Source organism: Rhizobium viscosum (genome assembly GCF_014873945.1).
GTDB lineage: Bacteria > Pseudomonadota > Alphaproteobacteria > Rhizobiales > Rhizobiaceae > Rhizobium > Rhizobium viscosum.
Genome location: NZ_JADBEC010000001.1, coordinates 1,809,407 through 1,835,000 on the forward strand (window position 1 = coordinate 1,809,407; position 25,594 = coordinate 1,835,000).

Sequence of the window (25,594 nt, forward strand, 5' to 3'; positions counted from 1 at the left end):
CGGCATCACTCACAGCTTGTCGGTATCGGGAACGGTGCCTCCGGCGACGGGAACGACCGCCTGGCAGATATGGCGGGCGGGAGCGGTCCTGTCGCGGTAGCGGGAGATCATCAGGGAGACGGCCTCGCGGCCAAGCGCTGCGCGGTCGACGCGCATGGTGGAAAGCCGGGGATTGGTCATGACGGCACAGGGCAGGTCATCGAAGCCGACGATCGCGAAATCTTCGGGAACGCGAAGGCCTGCTTCGGTGACGGCTTCGAGCACGCCGACGGCGATGAAATCATTCATGCAGAAGGCCGCCGTATATCCGGGATCTTCCGTGAGCATCGCGACCGTGCGCTCATGCGCCTCGCGGCTGGCGCTGCCCTGGAAGGTGAGCGGAACGAGCCGGCCTTCGGCACCGGGAACCGCGGCAATCGCCGCCTCGAAGCCCCGCACACGTTCGCGGATCGTGTGGCGATGCGAGCCGGTGAGATGCAGGATACGACGATGACCGGCTTTCGTGAGCCGGCTCGTCGCCTCGTAGGCCCCAAAAAAATTGGAGGGCGAGACGCCATCGAGGCGGAGGCGCGGATCGGTACCGTTGACGAGAACGGTCGGCGTTCCCGTCTCCTCCAGCCAGACCCGCAGCGTATCGCCGGGATCGATGCCGACGAGGAAAAGACCTTCGGCTTCCGCCGTCTGCATATATTCGCCGACGACGTCAGGCGTGGTGCGGTCCTCGCGCACGAGCCGCACCTCGAAAGGCATTCCGGCCTCGGCGGCACCGGCGCGAAGGCCCTCAACGATCGATTCGTAGAAGACGCTGAGGCCACCGGTCGCCCCGTCGCTGGCAATCAGGGCAAGCCCGCCGGGAACGCTTTCCGAAACAGCCTTCACCGGATAGCCATGGTCGGCGGCGACCTTCAAGATATGCCGCCGCACGCTTTCGCTGATACCGGGCTCATTGGCGAGCACCCGCGAGACTGTGGAAACGGAAACGCCCGCCAGACTGGCAATATCGGCCTGGCGCGGCTTTCTGATCTTGGTCCCGTTCATTTTGATCTCATTCATGCAGCAAAGATTATGCAAATTATGCAAATTTGCAAGAGAACTATAAATTCTTGCAAAGAGAAATTTTTTGCGTACTCTATCTGCCGAACGCTCGAAAAGACCATTGGAGGATGGCATCGAGCATCAGACAAAGGAGGAAATCATGCAGGTCAATCGCCGTTCATTCTTGATGGGAACCGCGGGTGCCGCGGCCGGCCTCGCCTTCGGCGCCGGTAGCTCGATCCCCGCATTTGCCGAGGACGCTTCACTCCGTGCCATGTGGTGGGGCTCCAACGATCGCGCGAAACGCACACTCGATGTCGCCAAGCTCTATCAGTCGAAGACACCCGGCGTCACCGTGGTCGGTGAATCGCTTTCAGGCGACGGCTACTGGACGAAACTTGCAACGCAGATGGCCGGCCGCTCTATCGCCGACGTCTTCCAGCTCGAACCAGGCACGATTTCCGACTATTCGAAGCGCGGCGCCTGCCTGCCGCTCGATGAATTCGTGCCTTCGACGCTGAAGGTCGACAGTTTCGGTGCCGATATGCTGAAGCTGACCACGGTTGACGGCAAGCTCTATGGTGTCGGCCTCGGCCTCAATTCCTTCGCGATGTTCTTCGATACCGTCGAATTCGAAAAGGCGGGTATTCCGCTACCGACACCCGATCTCACCTGGGATGAATATGCCAAGCTCGCCGTGGAACTCGCCAAAGCCTCCGGCAAGGGTGGCGGCCCCTATGCGGCGCGTTACAACTATGTCTTCGACGCCTGGCTGCGCCAGCGTGGCAAGAGCCTCTTCGCGAAGGAGGGTGTCGGCCTCGGCTTCACGGTCGACGATGCCAAGGAATGGTTCGATTATTGGGAAAAGCTGCGCAAGGCCGGTGGCACCGTGGCCGCCGATGTGCAGACGCTTGACCAGAACACGATCGACACCAACTGCCTCGGCCTCGGCAAATCGGTGATCGGCATGGCTTATTCCAACCAGATGATCGGCTATCAGCTCATCATCAAGAACAAGCTCGGCATCACCATGCTGCCGCGCGAGAAGAAGGGCGGGCCGTCGGGCCATTATTATCGCCCGGCCCTGATCTGGAGCGTGGGTGCCACGACCAAGCAGGGTGAAGCCGCCGCAAAGTTCATCAGCTTCTTCGTCAACGATCCGGAAGCCGGCAAGATCCTCGGCGTCGAACGCGGCGTGCCCATGTCGACAGCGGTTCGCGAAGCCATCCTGCCGCAGCTCAACCCGACGGAGCAGGAAACGGTCAAGTACGTCAACCTGCTCAAGGATCAAGTCGGCGAATATCCGCGGCCGGTGCCAATGGGTGCGACCGAATTCGACCAGCGTGTTCTTCGTCCGACCTGCGATGAGCTCGCCTTCGAGCGCATCTCGGTAGCCGATGCCGCAGCCAAGCTCGTCGAAACCGGCAAGGCAACGATCAAGGGTTGATACCGCCTGTGTGAACGAGCAAAGGCCCGCCGATAGCGGGCCTTTTCCTTTGCTAACCCCAGCTTAGTTGCTTGCGTCTTCAATAACCCTCCAATCGGGCCGGCCGAGGTTGAACGGCCAGCTGTGTACGTCGCGGTCATTGAAATAGACGACCTCCTGCAGCTCGGGAAAATCGCTCTGCTTCATCGTCGCCGTTTCCATCCACGGCTTGATGTATCCATCACTGCCCTCGTAGCCGAGTTCGGCGACCCAGATCGGCTTGTGATACTGGGCGACGAGGTCGTAGCCGGGCTTGAGCGCCTCGGAGAAAGTTCGCGGACCTTTGTGAACGATCTGGTCATAGGGCTCCAGACCGAAGACGGACAGGCCGACGAAATCGACGTAGCCATCACCGGGGTAATAGGCGTTGAGGCCAGGCAGCCCCTTCGGCGACCACATGAGTTTCGTACCGGGCGCCTCCTCCCGCACGATATCCATCATGCGCCTGTAAGCGGCGATATAATCAGAAGGATTCCAGTCGGACCACGAAAAGCGGCCGGACTTGTCCTCCATTTCCTGCCCCCAGCGGACGATGACCGGGCTTTTCAACTGGGCGACCATACTGGCAATCGCCCGCATGTTCACATCGTAATCACCGCGAAACAGCTTCCGGCGAAGTTCATCTGAGGTCAGCCGCCAATCCACGTCCCATGACCAGGGCTCCACCGTGATCAGCAGGTTGCGGCCTCTTGCCAGCGCATAGGCATCCGCCACACGCAGCGTTTCGAGATCGACGTCCTCCCATGGAAGGAAGAGGTGCTCTGTTGTCACGCTCTGCTGCGCGCCGAAATCGCCATGCGGGTCGTAGGCACCAAACTTGATGCCATCGGCATGAATGGCCGGCCGCTTGTCGGTGATCGTCTTGTCGGTGATCGTCTGGGCACCCGCATTCATGACAGCGATGGCGTTCTGCGCTTCGCTTCGGTGCGACAGATCGGCAACGCCGAGCAGAAGCATCGCGATTGTTGCCGTCGAGATTTTCTTCGCCAGGGTTTTCATGGTCTTTTCCTTCCCTTCGGCTATTTATTAGTCGCGAGAACCTGCTTCAGCCCTTTGGCTTTCAGGCTCACCGTGTCTGCCGGAACCAGCTTCCGGAACTCATCGTCGGCTTTCGTGGAAGCGTGCCGGAATACGTACCAGTCCCCGCTCGGCTGACGCCGCTGATAGATCGTGTTACCGATCTTGCGGTGGCCGAAGCAGGTACTGGCACGTGCCGCCCCCTCATTATTGGTCCAGGTTGCGCGCATGCACATCTGACCGAGATCATCGACGACCCAGCGGCCCTCGGCGAAAGACTGTTTGCCGCCATTGTCCACCCAGGCGACGAAATGCCTGCCCTCGCCTATGAAACGGCCGCCACCCGTATTCCAGGTCCAGGTCTTGTCGGCGTAGATCACGTAGAGTTCACCGGCAGTCAGCGGCGTCGGTGTCAGTGCTTTCGTCTTTTGTGCCGCAAATGCGCCCGTCGGGAGGACGAGGCTGAGGCACAGAGCCAGCGCTCCTCCCTTCAATCGTATTGTCATGCTCATTTTATCCTCCTCACGCATTTCTGTTCTCCCCAACATCCCTTCGCTCACGGCCAGCTTCGGCAAAACCGTGCCATTTGAGACGGAATTTCACGATCCTTGTCTTGCCGCCACCGAGCCCTGCACCCGCCACAGCAAATTGCGACCGGGTAAAGGTGATGAAGGGCTGGCCGTCCGAAAGCGCTTCCATGGCAGTTAGCCCGTGGTTGCCGAGTTGCGCCCCGCCGACCAGACAGGCGACGAGACTGCCGGCAGCGGCGAACCGCAGGCTGTGCGCTTGCAGCATAAGAGGCTGGCCGTTCTCGATGGCATGGCGGACGACAACCAGGATTGCGAGCGATACATAGATCAGCAGGTTGATCGCCGCGAAGATCTGGAAGCCACGCGCACCGTCGCCATCGGCAGCAAAAACCATGGCCGCGGCACAAATGCCTGCCAGCGCGATGTATGGTGCGACAATCCGAGCCGGCAATTTGCGCTGTCCCTGATCACCCTTCGGAGTGATGCGGAAATCCACGAAGGAGCCGGTCACGTAATCGCGCGCGGCAGCAAGGCTGCCGGCAAGCGACCAGGGCCAGCGCAGCAGGATGAAGACCACCCCTTCCCAGCCGAAGAGCTTCGCATCGTATGGCCGGAATGTGCCCGACGCACGCCAGAAGACGGCGAATACCGTCAGCACGATCGAAAGCGGCAGAGAATGCAGCAGGAACGCCGGATAGGTAACGTTGACGAATACATGGCCCGTGAGCAGGGCTGCGACCGGCAGCAGGAACATCACCGCCATGAAGACCGAAAACAGCGGATACCAGAGCTGCGAAAACAGGAACTGGAACTTCAGTTTCAGCGGCAGCCGGGCGACATGCCGGCGAGAATGCTGCAGGAGGATGGTCACCAGGCTGCGCGACCACTGGAATTCCTGCACCACCAGATCGGCAAAGGTCACCGGTCCATCGCCATGGGCGATGGCATTGACCGCATGGACCCCGCGCCAGCCACCGGCATTCATCATAAGCGTGGTCGAATGATCTTCCGCGAGCTCGGGACCGAGCCCGCCGACCTTCCTCAAGGCGGCCGTGCGAACGGCATAGTGCGAGCCGATGCAGAGCGGCGCCCAACCATTATTGTATCCTGCCTGCAGCGAACCATGAAGGCTCGCTTCGGCGTAGAGCCGGCCGCGGGCGGCCCAGCTTTCGGCCGCATTGGCATCGCAGATGCTGGGTGCCGAGACATAGCCGACTTCGGGATCGGAGAAGGGTCGCAGGACCTCGCGAAGATAGGTCGGCGTCGGCACATGATCGGCATCGAACTGGGCGACGAAATCATAGCGCTCATAGCCGAAGTGATCATAGAAATAGGCGAGATTGCCTTCCTTGCAGCGCGTGCGGCGCGGCCAGACGGGACGGTGATATTCGCTGACGCCCTTGCGGGTGGAGATCATGACACCGTGCTGCCCGCACCATCTCTTGGTCTCCTCGGATGGATCTTCATCGGCGAGCCAGACATCGAACTCGACGCCCTTCTGATCGAGCATCGCAAGAAGCGTCTTGCGCACGACGGCGAAGGGTTCTGATGGAGCCTTGGTGACCACCATGGCGACGCGACCCTTCGGCAGGTCGGCGGATGATCTGACCTGCCTCGCATCCAGAAAGATCAGGATGAAATAGGCCGGTATCAGGGTGACCCAGGCAAGGATGAGGGTGACGAGCAGGAATGCCGGCCATGAAACGACGTGAGTGGGCTCAGCCCACCAGAGCCAGAAGTAGGCGAGTGCTGCCAGCCAGCAGACGATGCCAAGACCATAGGCGGCTCGATTCCAGCCGGTAAAGACCGGCTCGAACATCTCGGATTTGGCAACTGAGGACCGATATGCGCGGTCGATTCCGGCTCTGGTGCTCATGCGATCACTTCCAGTCCGAAAGTCGGGCCTGCCGTGCGGATGATCGTATCGATATCCGAAAGCGCCGGCATGAAGTCCAGCTCCAGGCGAGCCCTTTTCGTATCGGCGAAAAGCACCGGCGGATCACCGGCGCGGCGCGGCTGACAGCAGATCGGCACCCTGTGGCCGGTCTTTCGTTTAACGGCAGCGAGAATCTCGCCGACCGACGTGCCACGGCCGGAACCCAGATTGAGGCTCAAGGAATTGCCACCAACCAGCAGGTGGCGAACGGCAGCAAGATGGGCTGCCGCAAGATCGCTGACATGGATGTAATCCCTGACGCAGGTGCCATCCTCCGTCTCATAGTCGGTGCCGAAAATATCGAGGCTCTCGATCCGGCCGCTGGCGGCAAGAAGAGCGCGCGGGATCAGATGGGTTTCGGGATAGTGCCGCTCGGCAAGCTGGCCTTCCGGATCGGCGCCGGCTGCATTGAAGTAACGGAGCGCGGCAAAGCGGATGCTATAGGCGGCCGCATAATCCTCCAGTGCCATTTCGAAGATCAGCTTGGTCCTGCCATAGGGATTGACCGGCTGTTGCGGCGTTTTCTCGCCGATCGGCAGCATCTCTGGAATGCCGTAAGTCGCGCAGCTGCTGGAGAAGACGATCCTGTCGATACCGCAATCGAGACAGGCGTCCAGCAGCGATAGGCTGCCGATGACATTGTTGCGATAATAGATGCTCGGCTTTTCGACGGATTCACCGACATAGGCATTGGCGCCGCAATGGATGACACAATCCGGCGAGTACTCGGCCATGACATGCCGCAGCCTTGCGCCATCGGCGATATCCGCCTGGATCAGCGGCCCCCACCGGACGCTGTCGATATGTCCGGTGGAAAGATTGTCATAGGTGACCGGAACCATGCCGGCACGCGCAAGCGCCTTGCAGATGTGGCTGCCGATGAAGCCGGCGCCACCCGTAACCAGGATGTAGCGGGGCATCTCATACGGCCTCCACCACTTCCTTGCGGGCAAGCAGCGCATCGAAATAGGATATCGTACGCTTCAGCCCAGTCTTCAGCTCCGTCGTCGGCCACCAGTTCAACTCTTCTCTGGCTCTGGAAATATCCGGACGGCGTTGCTGCGGATCGTCTGCCACGGCCGGCAGGTAAATGATGCGCGAGCGCGAATTGGTCAGATCAAGGACGATTTCTGCCAGATCCCGCACGGTGATCTCCGTCGGATTGCCGAGATTGATCGGACCGACGCAATCTTCGCCGGCCTCGGCGAAACGCAGGAAACCACCAACGAGATCGTCGACATAGCAGAAGGAGCGGGTCTGCCGGCCGTCACCATAGATCGTTATGTCGGCGTTGGAGAGCGCCTGGACGATGAAATTGGATACGACGCGTCCATCATCAAGGCGCATACGCGGGCCGTAGGTATTGAAGATCCGGCCAACCTTGATATCGACGGCATACTTGCGATGATAGTCGAAGAACAGGGTTTCGGCTGACCGCTTGCCCTCGTCGTAGCAGCCGCGCGGGCCGATCGGGTTGACATTGCCGAAATAAGTTTCGCGCTGCGGATTTTCGTGCGGATCCCCATAGACTTCCGAGGTCGAGGACTGGACGACCGTCGCGCCGCTGCGGCGGGCCGCATCGAGCGTATTGACGGCTCCAAGCACATTGGTCAGCAAGGTGCCGACGGGATCACGCTGATAGTCCGGCGGCGAGGCTGGCGAAGCAAAGTTGAAGATGACGGAAGCCTCGACGTCATAGGGCTGGCGCACGTCATGTTCCAAAAGCCGAAAACGGGCATTCTGCAGCAGATGCTCGATATTGACATGGCGGCCGGTGTAGAAATTGTCGAGACAGATGACCTGATGGCCGAGCTCGAGAAGTCGCTCGCAAAGATGGGAACCCAGGAAACCGGCGCCTCCGTTGACCAGCACGGTTTTTGACCGCTGTTGTGGCGATGCGAATGCAGCTCCTGAATATCCTTCGGTGGGAATACTACGCATTACAAATTCCTTCCCATGTGCGTGGTCTTCTTAGACCCTTCTATACTTTAGGCTCCCTCTTCATCCGCCTCGATAACTTCAACGCGAAGTGGTATCTATGAAATAACCAACTCGGTTATTCTTCGGATAATTGTACCTATGTTCAAAATGATAAGAGGATATCAGGGAAGGTCAACTTCAAAACACGGGAGCAATTCTAAATAGCTATAGTATTAAACTTCGGAATTTGCTTGATTAATCCCTCTCAATGACTATGGTGCCATGCTTTCTGCCTGGCCGCTCCAGCTTCAGTCAATGAAGCCAATATAAGGAGTGGCCAGCCACTGGTGTGCGAGGGCGCGTCGCTATTGCCCTGGTTATAGAGAGGGGTTTTTCAATGACGACTCATGATCGCATGCCTGGCAGAGCGCCGTGCAGCTTCAGCTCTCTGGCTTTGGCTGCGACGATCGTTCTCTCGGCCATCGGACCGATCTCTTGTGCGGTGGTCGATACCGCGATCGTGGGAAGCACGGAGAAGAATGTCGTTGTGGCAAGCGTGCCACATGCCGCGAAGGACTTCGCCTATGCTGCCGAACCGAAGACCGCTTCGGCTAAGGTGAGCGCCGCGGTCTATCCCGGTTCCGCGCCTTACATCTGTTCGCCGAGCGGTTTCGGCCAGAAATCACGCTGCTTTGCCCGCTCGCCCCAGATAGATTGATGTCTAGTGCGGCCACCGGCCGGAGAGATCGCTGCTTTCCGACGTATCGTTGAAGAAACGCGAGGCCGCTTCGGTGCGATTTCTCACATTCATCTTCTTATAGATATTGCGGACGTGAACTTTCACCGTGTTTTCGGACAGATGAAGCTTGTCGGCGATGATCTTGTTCTGCGTGCCCTTACAGATGAGGTCGAGAATCTGCACCTCGCGCGTGGTCAGAGCCGCCATGCTGTTGCGGCGAAGCTTCAGCGCATTGGCGCGCGCTGCGTCGACGGACTTCGTCTGATACAGCGAGGGCTCGAGCTGGGTCGTCGGCCGGTTGGACAGACGGCCCAGAAGCGCGGATGGAAAATGTTCGCCGCCCTTCATCAGTAGATCGATTGCCGCCATGAAGACATCCAGACGCAGATTGAGCGGCAGGACGCCATCGACGACACGCGCCTCGACAAGACGGCTGATATAGGGCTCCATCATATCGATAGCTTCGACGACAAGGCCGATGGATGCGTCCGGACGGTTTTCACGAACGACCTGCAGCGCATCGTGCAACTCGGCGCCGGCGACATGATAGAACAGGACAAGCCGCATGTCGTGAATATCCTTCTCGGATATGGACTGCGCGCTCGATACGCTTACGACATCAAAATTCGGGAATTTCTTTGCCAGTGCCTCAACCATACACTCGGAGAACAAGTCCGCCTTGGCGATTACCAGGACTGTTTCTCCATTCGGGCTCAGTCTTCTTGCCTGATCCGAATCTCCTACTTCCGACCCAACCATGAACATATACGCCTCCCCTAGCGCTACACTATACTCAAACTCGGAGCATCTACTCCCATTGGCGCGATGGCGGGTATTACATGCCGACGAACATTGCCCCTAGGCATGTGGCCGCCTTATCTTTTAGGCATTTCTTAATTATGGTAATATGGATTTCAAAGGAAAGAAATGGCCCAAATGGGTTAGTTGTCACGAAGTTATATTTATTTTCTGCCACTTTATGGTTGCATTTCCGACAAGAAACATACTAGCGGGCGGTATTTCGACTAGATCACGGTATAAAGCAGCATGTATTAGTTCGAGACATACAAAACCAAAGTGGTAATGGGCAGACGATATTTCAAAATAAGACGGAGAACCTTTCGAGCTTAACTTCGCGATACCGCAATCATTCGAAGCCTCCGGATTCGGAAGTATGGGACGCCATCCCCAATTCGCACATAGCCTTTCTCCGAGCCTGCGATCCAGCAGTGGCTTAACTGGAGTATTGAGCCGGACTTCAGCTGCCTTAGCCCGAATTGATATCTATCGGGACCCAGTTTTTTCCATCAATCTGTAATGGTTGCCAAAGTGGCGACGTGAAAATCAAGTATCAGCTGTGTTTTTGATACTTGGTCTTCTTTCGAGGGAACTCAAAAAGAAGTTCGACTGCCTTGCTCGCGCTCATATCGAGTCCGGGACCGGATTTGTGCGTCCTTGTACTGAATAGGCACAATCCCAATACAGAATTTGGCCAACAAATCGCGATGAAGCTGCAGGTGAAAAGGTACCGAGTCCATCTGCCGATGTTAACGCATTGGAGCAAGCGCGAGCAAAGATCCCATTTGAGATGAGAGGGACTTCGAAAGCTGCTCCAGTTTTTTTCTGGAGGAAACGTAATGCCTTATGATCCGAAGCCCGGTCCGCTGGGCTCAGATGACGACACCGTCAAGGTGGGCGCGCTGGCCGACGGCCTTTCCAGCGCTATCAATTCAACCGAAATCGATGATGATTCCACCGGTTACGTCGGCGGTATCGCCAATGGTGACAATCGCAACAACACCGACAACAGCACAGACGTGGACGTCAAGGCCAATGTCGATCTCGATGTGAAGACCGACAACGGCGACAACCGCGACAACGACTACGACTGGAGCTACAAGTCGGACGACGACACGAACACCAAGACGACCACCATCAACGACAACGACACAACCACCACCACGAAGTCGGACTACGACTGGAGCTATGACGCCAAGTCATACAGCGACGACGACGTTGACATCAAGACGATTACCGATAACGACACGAACACCAAGACCGATATCGACACCGACATCAAGACGGTCACGGATACCGACACCAAGACGACCACCAGTAGCCACAATACGAGCGACAGCTTCAACAAGACGGACACGGACTTTGCCGTTATTGACGATGTCAAGGACTTCGGGAACCTCGGCGTAGCCGGCCACGATCTCACCTTCGACATCGGGGATGACTTCTCCTTCACCCTCAATATCGACAATATCCTCAACGGCTCGCTTTCCGGCGAAGGCGCCGATTCTGTCTTCAGCACTGTCCAAGCCAACCATCTCGCAGACCAGGATAAGGCCTGGAACATCACGATGGAGAACGGCGGCGCTCAGAACCACCTGAGTGCGAATGCCGGCACAGCGCACGGTGCTGACGGCATGGATATGGACAGCAAGGGCTGGGACCTCAAGGCAGGTGACGACGTCACAGGCACTTCCACAGCAGATGCTTCGGCAATTCTTGCCAATTCGGGCTTCCATATGGAGCTCGTTCAGGGCGCGAACATGCTCAGCAACGCTGTGGACTCCAGCGTCATCGGCGGTAACTCGCATGTTTCCGATGTCGGCGAAGATACCAGCGGACACTAACCTCCAAGACCAAGAAAGGGCTGCACCGGCTTCGGCCGGTGCAGTTTGAATGCTTGCGTGCGAATTGACGAACAGCGCGGCTCCAGCAGAAGGGGATCGCATGGCCGGTCGTTTCTTCGACAGGGAGGGCCAAGGCAATGCAGATTGAGAAATTCTCAGAAATCATCGCCCATTTCATCGGCATATTCGAAACGACGACCGAAGAGATGAGGCTGCGTGCGGAGCTGACGGAGGGTGCAGGCCCTGCCGAAAATAATCCGGCACTTGACGATCTGGTCGCCAACACGCCCACCTTCGCCTCCGATCTCGCGCTCCAGGACTACGATCCTGATGTCAACTACAGAAGCGTCAGCTATGAGATCATCTATGGCGGCGCCCGCCGATTCGGCCGCCCCTTCGAGGAGAGCATTGAAAAGCTCTCCGAGATTGCGCACCGCGATATGTCGTCGCTGCCCCGGTTCGGCAGCCCACAGGACATCAATGTCGAGGACGACGAACAGCTGCAGGTTTTCAATGGTCCCGGATCGGTGATCGGATACGCTACGCAGGTCAACGTTCTCTTTGACGACGACTATCTCGATATGACGGATGGCCACCATGCCCCCCGTGATACGAGCTTCGTCACCGAACGGCTGGCCGAGTTCAGTGCCCAAACCGAAATCTTCACTCCCTTTGCCAGTCTGCAGCGGACCGACACTTTCGAAGGTGTCAAGCATATCGCCAATGATATGGAAGCCTACATTCGTGCGGTGAAGGATTCCGGCCAGACATCGTTCGGAACGAACGAACCGCCGGCAGACAATCCAAACGACCAGGCGCATGATTTCGTTCTGGCAGGATCCGAGATCACCGGAACCCACATGAACGGCAAACTTGTTTCAGAGGTTCCGGCGCTGGACGATATGCTGCCGGACCGTGGCCTTGCCAAGCTGCCGGAAGATCCCGACGAAACCCAGACATCGGTTGAGCAGCATGACCCGGCTTCAAGCAGCCTGGAGGTCACTGCCGGCGCAAACCTCGTCGCGAATATAGCCTCCGTCATCAACACCGCGGTAATCTCTTCCGTGACTGCGGTCATGGGCGACTACCACCAGATCGATGCCATCACGCAGGTTTACGCCTACAGCGACGATGACGATATCGCCTCGTTGTTCCATTCCTCGGCCGATGCGGCCGATGGTGCCGGCGTCACGGCCTACAATATCGCCAGCTTTGAACGCGACACGTACCAATCGACCCAGCCGGAGACGACAGTCGATGCACATGGCGATCCCATTTTTCCGATGGCCTGGCGGGTCAGCATCGTCAACGGCGACGTATCTTTCGTAAACTGGGTCGAGCAGTATCATTTCGTCAGCGATAACGACACGATGACCGTCACGACGAGCGGCTCGCAAACGACTGTTCTGACCGGCGGCAATACGACACTGAATTTCTCGTCGTTCTTCGAAATGGGCCTGCAATACGATCTGGTGATCGTCGGCGGCAGCGTCTACGATATCAACAGCATCACGCAGATTTCGCTTCTCTACGACAACGACTGGGTTCGCGCCGAGGACGGCGTGGACGGCAATGCCGCCATCCAATCCGGCAACAATCTCATCTGGAACTTTGCAGCGATCCACAATGTCGGGGCCAATGACCGGTTCGAGACCATGCCCGACTATATGCATCAGGCAGAGAAGGGAATTCTGGAACGCGATCCGACAATGCCTGAAGGCTTGTCCACCGATCTCAATTTCCAGGGCTATGTCGGCCTGAATGTCCTCTACATCACCGGCAATCTCTTCGACATGACCATCATCAAACAGGTCGCCGTGCTCGGAGATTCTGACGACGTGACCCAAGCCGCAGCCGAGCTCCTAAAGAATAATCAGGACGCCGTGATCACGATCGATACAGGCAGCAATACCGTCGCCAACATCGCTCAAATCGTCGACTACGACAGCTTCGGCAATACTACTTACATTGCCGGTCAGCTCTATTCCGACGCTATTCTCATTCAGGGTGGGATCATAGAGCACGATGCCACCGCGCCCGAGATGGCAGGCGAAAAGCTTGCCAATGAAGTCATCGCCTTTCTCGATGACGATGGCCCCCAAGGCACGGACAGTGGCGATGGCATCATCAACGGCGGGCATGACCTTTCATGGTCGTCCGCCCATCCTTCCGATGTAATGCAAGTCGTGGTCGCGTGACCTGGTATCTTGGGAGAGACCGCGATGAACCAGATCTCAAAACAGATTTTTGCAGATGGCAGCGCACTCGATCTGCGTGGCGAAAAGCCATCCCCCACGGCGGCAAATCCTCAGGATTTTCTGACGGAGTCCTGCGTTTCGGCCATCGACGATGCAGTGGATCATCTTCGCCAGCTGACACGCAAGGTGTCTTCCTATCCCCGTGAAATCGAGGCTGCCGAGGTTGTTGCTGAAGAGAAGGTGGATGACGTGCAAACCGTGATGCCGACCGAACAATCTGAAAGGCAACGTTCCCGCCACGACATACCCGTCACCAATATTGTAGAGCCGGAAACAAAGCCGCAGTCAGGTCAAGAACTGCGGGCGACGCCCGGTATCGAGGCACGGCGGACGCCCGATGAACCCAACGAGTTCAAGGCAAAGCCGGATATTCCGTTTGCCAAGACGATCGACAGCGACACCGGCCCGGTGAAGGAAAATGAGCGTCGTCTGCGTACAGGTGGCGGCGGCGGAGGCGGCAAGGAGCCGGATTTCGGCGGCGGCGGCGGTGGTGGCGGCGGCGGAAACAGCGGCTTCCACAAGCGTAGCGAGCCGGTGAATTTCGCCTTGAGCCTTGCGCGAGGCATCGCGGTCATCAGGCGCAACCTCGCCATCGTGATGGTCTTCACGATCGCGATCAACGTGCTCCTGCTGGCGATCCCACTCTACCTCTTCCAGATTTCGGACCGCGTCCTGACCAGTCGTTCCATCGACACGTTGGTGATGCTTTCCATCGTGGTGGTGGGAGCCGTCCTCATACAGGCCTTCCTGGATTCTGTCCGGCGCTTCATCCTGATGCGGACTGCTGTTGAACTGGAAGTCCAGCTAGGCGCCCCGATTCTCAGTGCAGCTGCTCGCGCCTCGCTGCATGGAAGTGGCAAGGATTACCAGATCCTGCAGGACCTTCAGTCTCTCCGCAGCTTTTTGACTTCAGGAACGCTGATTGCCTTCCTCGACGCGCCGCTGATGCCCCTCTTCGTGATCGTCGTCTACCTGGTGCATCCGCATCTCGGCATCATCATCATGGTCTGCTGCGCAGTGCTGTTTGTGATCGCCTTCCTGAACCAGAGGTTCACGGCCAAACAGTTCGCCGAATCCAATAGCTATCTCAGCCGCGCGAATTTCCATCTCGATTCCATGTCGCGGAATTCGCAGATCATCAACGCGCTCGCCATGATCCCGGAGGCGGTGAAGATGTGGGGCCGCGAAACCGCCGGCTCGCTGAAATCCCACGTCCAGGCGCAGGACCGCAACATCATCTTCACCGGCATTTCTAAGGCCTGCCGCATGATCACGCAGGTCGGGCTTCTGGGCTGGGGTGCGCATCTGTCGCTGTCAGGAGAGTTGACGGGCGGTATGGTCATCGCCGCCTCGATCATTTCCGGCCGCGCGCTGGCGCCGATTGAAGGAGCGATCGAAGGCTGGCATCAGTTCAACCGATCGGCAGCCGCCTATGGCCGCATCAAGAATCTGCTGCTGACCTCGCCGCTCAACTTTCCGCGGCTGCGGCTTCCCAATCCGGAAGGGCGGCTGGACGTGGAGCGGATCCTCTTCGTCCCGCCCCCTCAGAAGAAGGTGATCCTGAACGGCATCTCCTTCTCGCTGAGGAAAGGTGAATCGCTGGCGATCATCGGCAATTCCGGTTCCGGCAAAACGACACTCGGCAAGATGCTGGTGGGCTCGATCCTGCCGACCTCGGGCAATGTACGCCTCGACCTCATGGATCTGCGCAATTGGGACCAACGACAGTTCGGCGAGAGCATCGGCTATCTGCCGCAGGACGTGCAGCTCTTCCCGGGCACCATCAAGGCCAATATCTGCCGCATGCGCGATGACGTCGAAGACCGGCAGATCTACGAAGCCGCCGTCCTTGCCGACGTGCATGAACTGATCGCCGGCTTCCCACAGGGCTATGAGACCGTCGTCGCAGCCGATGGCGCGCCGCTTTCGGGCGGCCAGAAACAGCGTATCGCGCTGGCACGCGCATTCTTCGGCGATCCTAAATTCGTCGTGCTCGACGAGCCCAATTCCAACCTCGACACCCAGGGTGAAGCCGCTCTCGCAAAAGCGCTGATCCATGCCAAGAAACAGGGCATCACAACGGTTACGATCACACAGCGCCCGGCACTTCTGCAGTGCGTGGACAAGATCATGGTCCTCAAGGACGGCACGGTCGCCATGTTCGGCGAGCGCATAGAGGTGCTGCAGGCCCTCTCCAAGGGCAATGGCGGCAACGGCCAGCAGACGCCGCGTATCGAAAGGTAAGGGCGATGGGAAGGAAGAAGCAGGAATCAACCGGCCCGGCACAGCTCGAATGGTATGGCGATGTTCCGCGCTCCATCCGTCTGCACAGCTTTGTTGGCCTAACGGTACTTTTCGCCTCCTTCGGCGGTTTTGGATATTGGGCGGCAACAGCGCCGCTGGCATCGGCAATCATCGCGCAGGGCAGCTTCGTGGCAACCGGCAACAACAAGGTCGTTCAACACCTCGAAGGTGGCATCATCAAGGAAATGATGGTCGGCGAAGGCGCAAGCGTCAAGGAAGGCGACGTACTGTTGACGCTCGACCAGACAGCCGCCCTGACCAACGAACGCATGCTGAAGCTGAGGCGGCTGCGCCTGGAGGCGGTGGTCGCGCGCCTCAGGGCCGAAGCACAGGGAACGAATGAATTGAAGCTTCCTGATATCGTCATGGCCGAGGCGAGCGACCCAGACGTCAACGCCATCATCCAGAGCCAGAACGTCGTCTTTCGCAGCAAGCAGGTCAAGCTCGACGAGCAGCTCAACCTGATCGAAAAGAACATCAAGTCGCTGGAATACCGCTTCGACGGCTACAAGGGCCAGCGCGAAGCCTTCGAAAGGCAACTGGCCCTGCTCTCGGATGAGCGGGACTCCAAGGAGCGGCTCGTCAAGGTCGGCTATATGCGCAAGACCGATCTTCTGGCCATCGAGCGCGCCATCGCCGATGCGATGGGTGATATTTCGCGCCTGAACGGTGAACTGAACGAGAGCGAGGCGGAAATCGCCAAATTCCGGCAGGAAGCCATCATCGCCGTCAATTCCAACAAGCAGGCAGCACTCGATGCGCTGGAGACTGCTGAATCAGACCTCGACAGCGTACGTCAGCAGATGCATGAGGCAGCCGGCGTTCTGGAGCGTACGGTCATCCGTTCGCCAGTGACCGGCACCGTTGTGCGCTCCTACTATCACACTGCTGGTGGCGTCATCACCACCGGTAAGCCCATCATGGAGATCCTGCCGGCGCATGTGCCGCTGATCTTGGAGGCGCAGGTATTGCGTACCTCCATCGATCAGCTTCACGAGGGGCAGACGGCGGCAATCCGCCTGACTGCCCTCAACAGGCGCACCACGCCGGTTCTGGAAGGCAAGGTCTTCTATGTTTCGGCCGACTCCATTGAGGAAAATGCCGGCATGTCCGTCAAGGACGTATACATCGTGCGTGTAGAGATCCCGGACTCGCAAATTGCCCGCGTTCATAACTTCCATCCGGTTCCCGGCATGCCTGCCGAAGTGCTGATCCAGAGTTCGGAGCGCACCTTCTTCGAATATCTGAGCAAACCGATCGCCGACAGCATGTCACGCGCATTTAAGGAGCGTTAGGCGCAGAAATGGCCGAAGCGGACAACGACATTATCTGATATAGTCCATGTATTGTCAGCGTTGAGCCGAGGGAGTTCAGCATGCCGGCTATGTCCGATGTATTATTGAGTGTTGGGCGCTTAAACTATGTTTGGACGAATACAGAAAGCCTGCTGATCTATATTATAGCCCACCTTCTCAAAGTGGAGAAGGAGGCGGCGATCGTGGTCTTCCTGACGCTTAATACGACACGTGCACGCATAGATCTCGTCGAGCGTCTCGCAAAGCTTCCTTCGACGCCAGCAGCGGACCGCAAGGCCGTTCTCTCGGCCATGTCGCGCCTGAAGAAGGAATCGAAGATGCGCAACAAATACAATCATTGCATCTATTCCTTCGACGAGAAGGGCGAAATCTCCAGCACGCAGCTCATGCGCCTGGTCGAGGACGACAAGGAAATTCGCTACGGAAAGGTCGAACAAATGGATGATCGGGAATTGGAACTCCTGGAGAAATCGATTGGCGAGATCGTCAATATCAGCAAGGCGCTCTGGGCTTTCATCCATGCCAGCCCACGGATTGTAGCGCTCTAACATTGCCCGTCTAAAGCGGCTGCCTTGGGCTAATCCCATTTCGTCTCAAGGATTCACCCGGACGGTTTATTTGAAGATCGATGTTTCCCATTAGACTGGAATTTCCCGAATTAGGTACGGAGTATTGGGAGGGGGGCATGCGCATCGATGTCATTGATACCGTCGCCGGTTTTGACGCCGTTCGCGACAACTGGGATCAGGTCTATCGGGACGATCCAGATGCCCAACATTTCCTCTCCTGGACATGGCTTAGAGACTTTCTTGGGCACCGCGGCCGCTGGTTCGTTCTGGCGCTGCGCGAGCGGGAGCGGGATGCTCCCTATGTCGCCTTTTTGCCGCTGAGATTGCTCACGAAACTCGATGAGCAGAGCGGGCTTTTTTATGATGAAATCGTCATGGGCGGGAATTATTCGGCCGACTATACCGGCCTCATCGTCATGCCTGGTTACGAGCAAAAGGCCATCGCCGGTTTTGCCGCTTATCTTAAACAGCAGAACTGGACGCATCTCAGGCTGGAGCATTTCAGCGGGCCACCGGAACGGCGAGACAAGATAATCCAGGCGTTGCAGGGGCCACTCGTCATGTTCCGTGACAACGCCCTAGCCAGCCATGATAATATCGACAATACGATCTGCCCGGTCGTCTTCCTGCCTGCAAGTTGGGATGATTATCTGGATCAGAAGATGAGCAGTCAGACACGCCAGAAGCTGCGCCGCTTCCTGCGCAAGCTCGATGGCGACGAAGGCTACCGGATCACGATGGCAACACCTGAGACCATTGACCGCGACCTCACCATTCTCTTTGACTTCTGGCGCACGCGATGGACGGAGCGCAAAGGACTGGAGCGGACGGAGCGGCTGATCAATTCCACGCGTGAAATGCTGATGGACTGCTTCAAGAGCGGCACGCTCGACGTCCCTGTCTTCTGGTTCGGTGAACAGCCGCTCGGCGCCCTCGCCAACATCGTCGACCGCCCGAAAAAGACGATCCTCTTCTATATCACCGGTCGTGACGAGAACTGGAAAACGCCATCTCCCGGTCTGATGCTGCATGGATATTGCATCCGCCGGGCGATCGAAGACGGCTTCCTGTTCTATGATTTCCTGCGCGGAAACGAACCTTACAAATATGTCTTCGGCGCTGACGAGCGGCGGATCAGTTATACGCTCTTCAGGACCCGCGACGGACGCAACCTCGGCGGCGTTCTGCATCCGCGCAGCGTCAACTATGTCTACGAGCAAGCACTCGAAATGTATCGAAAGGGTGAGAAAGGAAAAGCCGAGATCGTCTTCACACAGGTTCTGCAATCGTCGCCGGGGCATCCCGGTGCCGAATTTGGCCTTGCCAACCTGCTCTTCGAGCGTGGAAAGCTGACCGAAGCCCTTGCCGCCTATCAGTTGCTGCTGGAACGCACCGCCGAGCCATTGCCGATTGCACTTCGCCTTGGAGATACGCAATTGGCACTGAAACTCTATGAGGATGCAGCCCTAACCTTCCATCGCATCGGGGAGCAAGCGCCCCATGTGGTTCAGGCCCGCTACAAGGAAGGTATCGCCCTCATCGCAGCACGCCGTTTCACGCAAGCCGAGACGGTGCTCGCGGCGATCCGGGATATCCATACCGACGATCCTGCCGCCATTCCCTATACCGAATTTGCTTCCGTGGCGCTTGGGCGTCTACGTCAGCACATTGCGGCGTTGGAAGCCGATGAACAGATTCCTGAAGGCATGATGGGATTGCCTGGAAAGCGCGGCGGCGAGAAACGCCGCCCACGCATGCACTAGGTCCTTGCTTGATACATGTCGCCACCGCGAAACCGCCGCGCATTTTTTAAGCGCCACGCTTTAGGCCTGACGGAGCTCAGGCACCGGTTTCGGTCTGCTGTCTGATATCATCGGCGAGTGGATGCAGACTATCGGCTGGCAAGGTGCCGACGAGGCTGTACCCCATACCGCCGGACGCCCAGCTCCAGCCCTGAACATTGCCCTGCGCATGCGGCGCCATAGGCCTGTTCTGATCGGCGAGCATTGGCCGCGTCAGCATGACGAGACGCGTTCCCCGATCATCATCATACATCAGCATCAATCCGGCGCCGTGCGACGTCGAGATCATCCTGCCGCCCATCAGGCGATAGCCCGACTTGGAAAGATCCGGCAGCACCGGCTTGCGGCCCATTCGCTCCGTCGCCCAGTCAACGAGTTCGGCCATGTTGTCGGCACGGAGCTCGACCGGCCTCATCCTGTCGGACGCGTATGTGGCGAAGCTGTTGGCCGCTTCATCAGCCAGCATTACCATGCCTTCGTTCGGCTGCCGGTACATGCCATGCAGCATCCAGCCCCCGGAACCGCCGACGGCGAGAAGAACGACAGCGGCAGCAGCCATACGCCAGAAGGGCGGCTGGCTTTGCTTGCGCACCTCCAGCAGATGGCTGAGGTTCAGCCGGCTGGGGACTGGTTCTTCCGCGACAGAGTTTAGCGCAGCCCGCAAATCGAGCCGCTGCCTGCCGTAGCCGTCGATTCGCGCGGCGATTTCGGGATGGGTTTCAAGATAGACCGAAACCTCGGCTTCACGCGCTTCGTCCAGCGCACCGTCCACAAAACCATGGAGATCATCCTCGGTGATCGGTTTTACGCTCATTTTATTCTCCGAAGATGGGTGGCGGGGCCCTGCTTTGTCTGCCCCGAGCTCTCCAATATCTGCCGTAGCCGCTCACGGGCGCGCGACAGGCGCGACATGACGGTGCCGATCGGGATCACCAGGACCTCCGCTGTCTGCGAATAGGACAGATCCTCGACCGATACCAGCAGCAAGACGCTACGCTGCTCCTCGGGAAGCTGCTCCAGCGCCTGAAGGATATCGCGGCCCATCAGACTGTCCTCCTGTGTCGGCTGCCGGGCAAAGGCGCTCTCTTCCACCTTCTCAAAAGGCAGATGTTCGCCACGGCGTGCGGTCTGTTTCAACCGGTTGACGGCCAGATTATGAAGGATGGCGAACACCCAGGTGCGCGGATCGTCGTTTCGGCGATGATGCCAATGCGCGATAACCCGCTCCAGGCAATCCTGAACGAGATCGTCGGCTGCCGTTGCATCTTTCAGCAATCCGCGGGCGTAGCGGCGGAGCGCTGGGATGATCGGTTCGACAAGCTGCAGAATATCACTCATGAGAGGCTTACCTTCAGGAGCTTTCGCCCGTCACCCTACCACAGGCAACGGGGGAGAGGGATTTACTTCGCTTCGATCTGGACGACTTCGCCAGGCTTCTTATCCCCCGCAGCGGTGATGACGAGATAGCGGCGCTCTGCCTTCTCGCTACTCTGGACGATCTGCCGGATGGGGCCGACGGCATTGACGATCGCCGAACCGGCCGGGTTCGTCGTGAATGACGCCAGAGGCTGAAGATCGCCAGAACCGTCAGCCCGCGCGGAGAGCGCAAGAATGTAAGGCTTCTTGGGCTCCAGCCCCGTCACGGATGCCTGCAGCACCTGCGACAGACCCTGATCGAAAAGAGAAACACTCGTTGGTGCAACGCCATCCTGCTTTGCGTTCGGCGCGTGCAGGGCAAGATGCGTCACATCGCCGGCGACGCCGAGCGGCTGGAGGTTCTGCATGCCGTCACCCTCAGGGACTGCATTGGGAACATAGTTGACAGCCTGCGGCGCCTGACCGATCGGTATCGTGGCAATCACCTTGTTTGTCTGCGTGTCGATCGCTGCGAGCGCATCGGCGTTTTCGAGGCCCACATAGACGCGCGTGCCATCGCCTGATGGCCACACACCATGCGGAAGATTGCCGACAGGAATTGTCGCGACCTGTTGGAAATTATCCGTGCGATAGACCTTCACCTGGTTGAGGCCGCCGACGGAGATATAAGCAAAGTCGCCATTGGCATTGTGAACGATGTTGACGTGATTGGTGATCGGCCCGGTATCGATCGTCTTGATGAGATCAAAGGGTGCTTCGGCATTGAAGACCTGCGTCTTGCCAGTATCCTTCAGGGTGAACCAGACCTGCTTGCCATCAGGCGTCGCAGCAATGTTGGGGCAGAAGGGACTTTCCTGCTTGATGTGCCCGACGATCTGGTGATCGGCGACGGAAACGACAACGGTCTCAGGATTGAACGACGAGCAGACGTAGCCGTATTTGCCATCCGGCGAGAAGATCTGCATGCCTGGGCCGGCCGGCACCTTGATCCGCAGCTTCTCCTCATAGCTATGCGCATCGATGACGGAGATGTAATCCTCTCCGCGAACGGTGACCCAGACTTCGTTACCATCAGGCGTAAAGAATGCCTCATGCGGTGAGCGGCCCACATAGGTGGTGTGCTTTACGGCATTGGTCGCCGTGTCGATGAACGTTACCGAATTCGAGCCGATCGAAACGACAGCCAATGTCTTGTGGTCGGGCGAAAAACCCATCCCGTGGACCAGGACCTGTCCACGATAGAGCGGGCTCAGATTGCCCGGCTGCGGATCGCCGAGACGGATGACGCCGAGCAGTTTGTTTGTGGATGGGTTGGTGACCGAAACCGTGTTGGAGAATTGTTCGGCCGCATAGACGCGATCCTTGCTGCTGATCGGGATATCCGGATCAGAGGTCGCATCCGGCGCCTGGCCGGCAAAGCTCGCTGAGGGCGCCAGCATCGTGCCGGCGAGAAGGCTGAGGGCGAGAAGGCTAGACTTCATGACAGGGTCCTTTTCAATTACCCATTTTCATATTCGGATCCATAGCCGGCATCATCGACATGCCGGTGCCGGAAGAGGCGGGGTTTTGCGGCGGAATTTGGGTTGGCGCCGGATCCGAAGGCGGAAGGGGATCGCCGAGAGCCAGGCGCATCGCAGCAATTTCTTGCTGCTGATCGACGATGATCTCCTGGGCGATGCGCTTGAGCTGCTCATTGCCGCCGTAGCGCAGATAGGTCTGCGCCATATCGATAGCCCCTTGATGATGAGGGATCATCATCTCGACGAAGTCCCTGTTGACGTCGCCCGTCGGCCTGACCGCCATGTCGTTCATCATCTTCGCCATGGCTGCTTCGTTTTCCGTCAGGAACGGAGTCTCGTCGGTAACCGCGGAGTTTGTGTGTTCATGCGATGCCGGATCGTCGGCGAAGGCAGAAGCTGACAGGATCATGAAGATCGACGCTGCCAACGGAAAGAATCTCTTTCGGGGAAAGACGTTCATGCGGGCTCCTTTTCATGCAGAGCGGTTTCATGAACGTAGACATCGGCGCATTCTTTTTATTCCGTCTGGTCTGGATATTTTTCAGCAACAAAAAAAGCCCGCGTGTGCGGGCTTGAATTGGCTGCGTTGTCAGGCTTTATGGGTTTCCTGTGCCGCTTTGTTTGCTTTGGCTGCTTGCGGCCTCTTGGGGAGAGGTTAGGCCCTGGACTGTTTGGCAACAAAAAAGCCCGCTTGAGAGCGGGTTATTTGTTTGGTTTCGGGTTCAGGCTTTGCCCCGTTCGCGTTGCTCACCCTTCAGGTTATGGTCCGCAGGACGAGGCGCTACCGATCGCCAGCGAAGATGAAGTCTTCGCGCCAGCGAGATCTGGTCTTGGTGATTGGAAGAGATTGGTTGCGGGGGCAGGATTTGAACCTGCGGCCTTCAGGTTATGAGCCTGACGAGCTACCGGGCTGCTCCACCCCGCGCCAGCGCAAATCCCTTTGGGATTTGTCGCGATAGCGTAAATGCCTCTGGCATTTTACGCTCACTGCCGAGCAAATTGCTTCAGCAATTTGTCTCGTGTTCCTTTACTCCGTGCCCAAACACAAAAGGCCGCTTTGATAGCGGCCCTTTGGTCGGCTTTGGGCCGTAAGATTTCGTTTTGAGAAGATATTCACGAGTTGCGTTTAGCAGACCTGGCAGCGACCGACTCTCCCGCGTCTTAAGACGAAGTACCATAGGCGCTGGGGCGTTTCACGGCCGTGTTCGGAAAGGGAACGGGTGCAGCCACCCCGCCATAACCACCAGGTCAGCGAAGCGCAACTTGTGTGAGAAGCTGGCAGGCGTTAGCCTGTTTTCTTTTTTCTTTTGAACACGTCTTAAAACCTTTCGCGAGGCACTGCCGGCCAGAGGCCGCAAGCGCAAGGCGCGTCGCCGGAAGTCCGGCGCGCCGTCCGCAGCGCCTTTGGCGCGTGAGGACAGAAGGTCAAGCATCATCGATCCGGACAAACACTTCGTGTTTGCCGGGAGATGAGCATAGTCAATGAGAACGATCAAGCCAATCGAGCTATTAGTACCGGTAAGCTTCATGCGTTGCCGCACTTCCACACCCGGCCTATCAACGTGGTCGTCTTCCACGGCTCTGATAGGGAACACTCGTTTCCAGGTGGGTTTCCCGCTTAGATGCCTTCAGCGGTTATCCCGTCCATATATAGCTACCCTGCTATGCCCTTGGCAGGACAACAGGTCCACCAGAGATATGTCCATCCCGGTCCTCTCGTACTAGGGACAGATCCTGTCAATATTCCTACACCCACGGCAGATAGGGACCGAACTGTCTCACGACGTTCTGAACCCAGCTCACGTACCGCTTTAATTGGCGAACAGCCAAACCCTTGGGACCTGCTCCAGCCCCAGGATGCGATGAGCCGACATCGAGGTGCCAAACAACCCCGTCGATATGGACTCTTGGGGGTCATCAGCCTGTTATCCCCGGCGTACCTTTTATCCGTTGAGCGATGGCCCTTCCACGCGGGACCACCGGATCACTATGACCGACTTTCGTCTCTGCTCGACTTGTCAGTCTCGCAGTCAGGCGGGCTTATGCCATTGCACTCGACGACCGATTTCCGACCGGTCTGAGCCCACCATCGCGCGCCTCCGTTACTCTTTCGGAGGCGACCGCCCCAGTCAAACTACCCACCATACACTGTCCCGGACCCGGATGACGGGCCGCGGTTAGACATCCATGACGATAAGGGTGGTATTTCAAGGATGGCTCCACAGAAACTGGCGTCCCTGCTTCAAAGCCTACCACCTATCCTACACATGCCGACACGAATGCCAGTGTAAAGCTATAGTAAAGGTGCACGGGGTCTTTCCGTCTGACCGCAGGAACCCCGCATCTTCACGGGGAATTCAATTTCACTGAGTCTATGTTGGAGACAGCGGGGAAGTCGTTACGCCATTCGTGCAGGTCGGAACTTACCCGACAAGGAATTTCGCTACCTTAGGACCGTTATAGTTACGGCCGCCGTTTACTGGGGCTTCGATTCAAAGCTTGCACCTCTCCTCTTAACCTTCCAGCACCGGGCAGGCGTCAGACCCTATACGTCGTCTTGCGACTTCGCAGAGCCCTGTGTTTTTGATAAACAGTCGCTACCCCCTGGTCTGTGCCACCCCACCATAGTTGCCTACAATGGGGTCACGCTTCTTCCGAAGTTACGCGTGCAATTTGCCGAGTTCCTTCAACATAGTTCTCTCAAGCGCCTTGGTATACTCTACCTGACCACCTGTGTCGGTTTCGGGTACGGTCTATACGGTGGAGCTATTTCCTGGAACCGCTCCGCTGCCCTGATAATCCAATAAACCAGAACAACTTGTGCGATCCGTCACTTCCACCAGGCCCACGAATATTAACGTGGTTCCCATCGACTACGCGTGTCCGCCTCGTCTTAGGGGCCGGCTAACCCTGCTCAGATTAACTTTAAGCAGGAACCCTTGGTCTTTCGGCGAGAGGGTCTCTCACCCTCTTTATCGTTACTCATGTCAACATTCGCACTTCCGATACCTCCAGGAGCCCTCACGGGTCTCCCTTCATCAGCTTACGGAACGCTCCGCTACCACTCCTCAAAGAGGAATCCTCAGCTTCGGTGCATGGCTTTAGCCCCGTTACATTTTCGGCGCAAAGACCCTTATTTAGAC

At 57.8% G+C, this 25,594-nt stretch carries 19 protein-coding genes, 1 tRNA gene and 2 rRNA genes (1 of these 22 only partly in view); 8 read left to right on the forward strand and 14 right to left on the reverse strand.

Annotation, left to right across the window (positions count from 1 at the left end; genetic code table 11):
• Positions 1-9: 9 nt before the first annotated feature.
• Positions 10-1,038 carry a LacI family DNA-binding transcriptional regulator gene (locus H4W29_RS09095; protein ID WP_192728636.1) on the reverse strand — a complete coding sequence of 343 codons (1,029 nt, stop codon included), beginning with the start codon at positions 1,036-1,038 and terminating at the stop codon, positions 10-12.
• A gap of 157 nt (positions 1,039-1,195) precedes the next feature.
• Here H4W29_RS09095 and H4W29_RS09100 point away from each other — a divergent pair, with 157 nt between their 5' ends.
• Positions 1,196-2,482, forward strand: coding sequence for an ABC transporter substrate-binding protein (locus tag H4W29_RS09100; protein ID WP_192728637.1), 1,287 nt, complete (start codon positions 1,196-1,198; stop codon positions 2,480-2,482).
• Between the two features lie 63 nt (positions 2,483-2,545).
• Here the strand turns inward: H4W29_RS09100 and H4W29_RS09105 are convergent, their stop codons facing one another.
• Genes H4W29_RS09105 through H4W29_RS09125 form a run of 5 tightly spaced genes read right to left on the reverse strand, consistent with a single transcriptional unit; the run spans position 2,546 to position 7,945 of the window.
• Entirely contained in the window at positions 2,546-3,520 is a 975-nt protein-coding gene (locus H4W29_RS09105) for a glycoside hydrolase family 26 protein (protein WP_192728638.1), read from the reverse strand.
• 20 nt (positions 3,521-3,540) lie between these two features.
• Positions 3,541-4,050 (reverse strand): DUF995 domain-containing protein, encoded by a 510-nt coding sequence (locus H4W29_RS09110; RefSeq protein WP_192728639.1) that lies wholly within the window; start codon positions 4,048-4,050, stop codon positions 3,541-3,543.
• Between the two features lie 10 nt (positions 4,051-4,060).
• Complete coding sequence (locus H4W29_RS09115) at positions 4,061-5,944, reverse strand: glycosyltransferase family 2 protein (RefSeq protein ID WP_192728640.1); 1,884 nt, start codon at positions 5,942-5,944, stop codon at positions 4,061-4,063.
• Positions 5,941-6,924, reverse strand: a complete 984-nt coding sequence (gene galE / locus H4W29_RS09120) for a UDP-glucose 4-epimerase GalE (RefSeq protein ID WP_192728641.1) — start codon at positions 6,922-6,924, stop codon at positions 5,941-5,943. Before galE ends, H4W29_RS09115 begins: the two co-directional genes overlap by 4 nt.
• Before the next feature lies 1 nt (position 6,925).
• The gene (locus H4W29_RS09125; protein ID WP_192728642.1) at positions 6,926-7,945 is read right to left on the reverse strand and encodes a UDP-glucuronic acid decarboxylase family protein; all 1,020 of its coding nucleotides are present in this window, start codon (positions 7,943-7,945) and stop codon (positions 6,926-6,928) included.
• 376 nt (positions 7,946-8,321) lie between these two features.
• Between H4W29_RS09125 and H4W29_RS09130 the strand changes: the two genes are divergently transcribed.
• Complete coding sequence (locus H4W29_RS09130; protein WP_192728643.1) at positions 8,322-8,642, forward strand: hypothetical protein; 321 nt, start codon at positions 8,322-8,324, stop codon at positions 8,640-8,642.
• 3 nt (positions 8,643-8,645) lie between these two features.
• Here the strand turns inward: H4W29_RS09130 and H4W29_RS09135 are convergent, their stop codons facing one another.
• On the reverse strand, positions 8,646-9,428 hold the full coding sequence (locus tag H4W29_RS09135) for a helix-turn-helix transcriptional regulator (protein WP_192728644.1): 783 nt from the start codon (positions 9,426-9,428) through the stop codon (positions 8,646-8,648).
• Between the two features lie 872 nt (positions 9,429-10,300).
• Between H4W29_RS09135 and H4W29_RS09140 the strand changes: the two genes are divergently transcribed.
• The 6 genes from H4W29_RS09140 to H4W29_RS09165 all read left to right on the forward strand — a co-directional run bounded on the left by H4W29_RS09140 (position 10,301) and on the right by H4W29_RS09165 (position 19,515).
• On the forward strand, positions 10,301-11,305 hold the full coding sequence (locus tag H4W29_RS09140; RefSeq protein ID WP_192728645.1) for a fibrinogen-binding protein: 1,005 nt from the start codon (positions 10,301-10,303) through the stop codon (positions 11,303-11,305).
• A 137-nt stretch (positions 11,306-11,442) separates the two neighbouring features.
• A complete protein-coding gene (locus tag H4W29_RS09145) occupies positions 11,443-13,503 on the forward strand; it encodes a hypothetical protein (RefSeq protein WP_192728646.1) in 2,061 nt (686 codons plus the stop codon).
• Between the two features lie 24 nt (positions 13,504-13,527).
• A complete protein-coding gene (locus tag H4W29_RS09150) occupies positions 13,528-15,807 on the forward strand; it encodes a type I secretion system permease/ATPase (RefSeq protein ID WP_192728647.1) in 2,280 nt (759 codons plus the stop codon).
• Positions 15,808-15,812: 5 nt separating this feature from the next.
• Entirely contained in the window at positions 15,813-17,162 is a 1,350-nt protein-coding gene (locus tag H4W29_RS09155) for an HlyD family type I secretion periplasmic adaptor subunit (protein ID WP_192728648.1), read from the forward strand.
• Between the two features lie 80 nt (positions 17,163-17,242).
• On the forward strand, positions 17,243-17,731 hold the full coding sequence (locus tag H4W29_RS09160; RefSeq protein ID WP_192728649.1) for a hypothetical protein: 489 nt from the start codon (positions 17,243-17,245) through the stop codon (positions 17,729-17,731).
• A 137-nt stretch (positions 17,732-17,868) separates the two neighbouring features.
• Positions 17,869-19,515 (forward strand): GNAT family N-acetyltransferase, encoded by a 1,647-nt coding sequence (locus H4W29_RS09165; protein WP_192728650.1) that lies wholly within the window; start codon positions 17,869-17,871, stop codon positions 19,513-19,515.
• 76 nt (positions 19,516-19,591) lie between these two features.
• Here H4W29_RS09165 and H4W29_RS09170 read toward each other — a convergent pair whose 3' ends face one another.
• From H4W29_RS09170 to H4W29_RS09200, 7 genes are all read right to left on the reverse strand, one after another.
• Positions 19,592-20,368 carry an anti-sigma factor family protein gene (locus H4W29_RS09170; RefSeq protein WP_192728651.1) on the reverse strand — a complete coding sequence of 259 codons (777 nt, stop codon included), beginning with the start codon at positions 20,366-20,368 and terminating at the stop codon, positions 19,592-19,594.
• Positions 20,365-20,892 carry an RNA polymerase sigma factor gene (locus H4W29_RS09175; protein WP_192728652.1) on the reverse strand — a complete coding sequence of 176 codons (528 nt, stop codon included), beginning with the start codon at positions 20,890-20,892 and terminating at the stop codon, positions 20,365-20,367. Before H4W29_RS09175 ends, H4W29_RS09170 begins: the two co-directional genes overlap by 4 nt.
• Before the next feature lie 62 nt (positions 20,893-20,954).
• Positions 20,955-22,412: a YncE family protein gene (locus tag H4W29_RS09180; RefSeq protein ID WP_192728653.1), complete on the reverse strand. Its 1,458-nt coding sequence runs from the start codon at positions 22,410-22,412 to the stop codon at positions 20,955-20,957.
• A 13-nt stretch (positions 22,413-22,425) separates the two neighbouring features.
• Positions 22,426-22,911, reverse strand: coding sequence for a DUF305 domain-containing protein (locus H4W29_RS09185; protein WP_192728654.1), 486 nt, complete (start codon positions 22,909-22,911; stop codon positions 22,426-22,428).
• Between the two features lie 388 nt (positions 22,912-23,299).
• A tRNA-Met gene (locus tag H4W29_RS09190) sits at positions 23,300-23,376 on the reverse strand.
• Positions 23,377-23,584: 208 nt separating this feature from the next.
• A 5S ribosomal RNA gene (gene rrf / locus H4W29_RS09195) occupies positions 23,585-23,699 on the reverse strand.
• A gap of 240 nt (positions 23,700-23,939) precedes the next feature.
• Positions 23,940-25,594, reverse strand: a 23S ribosomal RNA gene (locus tag H4W29_RS09200); it runs 1,144 nt beyond the window's last position.

What these genes read in the sequence shown, in the direction of transcription:
- H4W29_RS09095 (WP_192728636.1), bottom strand. Translation starts at nt 1,038, where the DNA reads ATGAACGGGACCAAGATCAGAAAGCCGCGCCAGGCCGATATTGCCAGT.
- H4W29_RS09100 (WP_192728637.1), top strand. Translation starts at nt 1,196, where the DNA reads ATGCAGGTCAATCGCCGTTCATTCTTGATGGGAACCGCGGGTGCCGCG.
- H4W29_RS09105 (WP_192728638.1), bottom strand. Translation starts at nt 3,520, where the DNA reads ATGAAAACCCTGGCGAAGAAAATCTCGACGGCAACAATCGCGATGCTT.
- H4W29_RS09110 (WP_192728639.1), bottom strand. Translation starts at nt 4,050, where the DNA reads ATGAGCATGACAATACGATTGAAGGGAGGAGCGCTGGCTCTGTGCCTC.
- H4W29_RS09115 (WP_192728640.1), bottom strand. Translation starts at nt 5,944, where the DNA reads ATGAGCACCAGAGCCGGAATCGACCGCGCATATCGGTCCTCAGTTGCC.
- galE (WP_192728641.1), bottom strand. Translation starts at nt 6,924, where the DNA reads ATGCCCCGCTACATCCTGGTTACGGGTGGCGCCGGCTTCATCGGCAGC.
- H4W29_RS09125 (WP_192728642.1), bottom strand. Translation starts at nt 7,945, where the DNA reads ATGCGTAGTATTCCCACCGAAGGATATTCAGGAGCTGCATTCGCATCG.
- H4W29_RS09130 (WP_192728643.1), top strand. Translation starts at nt 8,322, where the DNA reads ATGACGACTCATGATCGCATGCCTGGCAGAGCGCCGTGCAGCTTCAGC.
- H4W29_RS09135 (WP_192728644.1), bottom strand. Translation starts at nt 9,428, where the DNA reads ATGTTCATGGTTGGGTCGGAAGTAGGAGATTCGGATCAGGCAAGAAGA.
- H4W29_RS09140 (WP_192728645.1), top strand. Translation starts at nt 10,301, where the DNA reads ATGCCTTATGATCCGAAGCCCGGTCCGCTGGGCTCAGATGACGACACC.
- H4W29_RS09145 (WP_192728646.1), top strand. Translation starts at nt 11,443, where the DNA reads ATGCAGATTGAGAAATTCTCAGAAATCATCGCCCATTTCATCGGCATA.
- H4W29_RS09150 (WP_192728647.1), top strand. Translation starts at nt 13,528, where the DNA reads ATGAACCAGATCTCAAAACAGATTTTTGCAGATGGCAGCGCACTCGAT.
- H4W29_RS09155 (WP_192728648.1), top strand. Translation starts at nt 15,813, where the DNA reads ATGGGAAGGAAGAAGCAGGAATCAACCGGCCCGGCACAGCTCGAATGG.
- H4W29_RS09160 (WP_192728649.1), top strand. Translation starts at nt 17,243, where the DNA reads ATGCCGGCTATGTCCGATGTATTATTGAGTGTTGGGCGCTTAAACTAT.
- H4W29_RS09165 (WP_192728650.1), top strand. Translation starts at nt 17,869, where the DNA reads ATGCGCATCGATGTCATTGATACCGTCGCCGGTTTTGACGCCGTTCGC.
- H4W29_RS09170 (WP_192728651.1), bottom strand. Translation starts at nt 20,368, where the DNA reads ATGAGCGTAAAACCGATCACCGAGGATGATCTCCATGGTTTTGTGGAC.
- H4W29_RS09175 (WP_192728652.1), bottom strand. Translation starts at nt 20,892, where the DNA reads ATGAGTGATATTCTGCAGCTTGTCGAACCGATCATCCCAGCGCTCCGC.
- H4W29_RS09180 (WP_192728653.1), bottom strand. Translation starts at nt 22,412, where the DNA reads ATGAAGTCTAGCCTTCTCGCCCTCAGCCTTCTCGCCGGCACGATGCTG.
- H4W29_RS09185 (WP_192728654.1), bottom strand. Translation starts at nt 22,911, where the DNA reads ATGAACGTCTTTCCCCGAAAGAGATTCTTTCCGTTGGCAGCGTCGATC.